Raw genomic sequence first — 1,754 nt, forward strand, 5'->3', positions numbered from 1 at the left:
TCGGTTGACTGCCGACGCTCGTGACGACTTATTGGCCGTTCTTGAACGACTCGCCGATGTGCTATGGGTGCCTCACCAAGTGGTTACTGAATACTGGCGTAACCGGGAGAGTGTCCTACGGGATCCCCGCGATACGGATAAAACGATCCGAGAGTTGAAGGACCATCGCGAGAAAGCAGTAAGGTCATTCCGGACTTGGGTCAATCGGGTATCACTTTCCTCGGATCGTACGACGAACCTTCTCGGCGCGCTGAACACGGGTTTCGATGCCGTTACCGCTGGCGTCGCAGAGTTTACGGACGCTTCGGCCGCCGACTCTGCTCGTAACACCAATGCGGATCCCGTCATTCTAAGACTACGCGAGATCCTTCGAAACCGCGTCGGCATCCCATTAGACGGCAAGTCTCATGCAGCCGCTGTCGCGGAAGGACTGCGCCGTGTCGAGATGCGTCAGCCGCCCGGCTACAAGGATAGGAAAAAGGGCGATGAAGGTGCAGCGGGTGACTATCTGGTGTGGGAGCAGGTCCTCGTCGAGGCTGCACGCCGTGGCCGTGATGTATTGTTCGTTACTGGCGATATTAAGGAGGACTGGTGGCGCGAAGAGGCCGGCGAACGTCGGGGACCACGTCTTGAATTAGTCAACGAGATGCGCTGCAGGGCGGGCGTACGGCTGTTCATGCTGCGTCCGGCTGACCTACTTGAGTATGCACAGGAAGTCCTCCAAGTCGCTGTTCGCGAGGAATCCGTTCGGGATGCGGATCGGGTTGACAAGTTTCTGTCTGAGCCGCCTCTCGGAGGCGGTTGGGGCAGAGAATCTCTAGATGAGCTCTTGGCGGTACTCTCGGGTGAAGCGCCGGTTCAGGCGGCTGTGATTCGTCTGGCCGTCAGGCAGGACGGGTTCATCGGCCGAGATCAGGTTTATGCGCTCGGCGATTATCCTCCGGATCGGAGCCTCAGAGGATTTACGCGTCCGATCAACCGTGTCGTTCAACAGTTCCGAGACGAGGGTCTCGTGCACGAAGACGCGGTTTATATCCTTCGGACCGACTATGAAAGGCCCTCCGCTCTCGGGTTGGCTGCGGGCTTCCGCATCCACGAAGATGTATTGCCGCTGTTGAGTGCTCTGTTACGGCGGGATGCGGACTCGTCGATCTCCGGAGATGACTGATCCGTCATCTCAGACGACTTTTCGCTTTACAGCTTTACAGCTTTACAGAGCCGCGGTCGCTGCCCGTTGTTCAGCGTCGCTATATCCGCTGTCATCCGGGATCGTCGGTCATCCGGTCGGGCCATTGCTACATCCGTTGCTACACCACCTACGGCCGGCGTGCGCACTCCGTGCGTGACGACCGACCCGCAGATTAAGAGGAAAGAGCGGTATGTCCGCTGATGTCCGTGGACGTCCGCCGCGTCGGCGTGACCTGGACTCGCCGTCCGCCTGTGTTCACGTTCGTCCGCCGACGTACGCCAGCTTGGGTACAGCAATGGGTGCACGTAGCCGGATCCGAACGCGTACCGACGCGGCCCACGTTACGAGCTTGGGAAACCTGTGCGGTTACTGCTGCTGACCTGCTCTGGAGCACTCCGGACCAGGTCAGCAGCAGTCCAGCTCTCGCCAGAGACCACAGATCAGACCACATGCCGACCGTTGCTACGGGCACGCGGCGGGCATGCCCGTCTGCCGTCTGCTGTGTGGCGGTGTTGGTCGTTTGCGGGTCTCTGGGTGTCGGATCGTCGACATGGTGGGCGGCGGG

General features: G+C 60.0%; 1 protein-coding gene. It reads left to right on the forward strand.

Translation table 11 applies throughout. The features are described from left to right. A partial coding sequence (locus U9977_RS26360) for a PIN-like domain-containing protein (RefSeq protein WP_322751976.1) occupies window positions 1-1,168 on the forward strand: 1,168 nt, incomplete at its 5' end. Window positions 1,169-1,754 lie beyond the last annotated feature (586 nt).

Origin of the sequence: Protofrankia sp. Cas8 (assembly GCF_963555845.1) — a bacterium.
Taxonomy (GTDB): Bacteria; Actinomycetota; Actinomycetes; order Frankiales; family Frankiaceae; genus Protofrankia.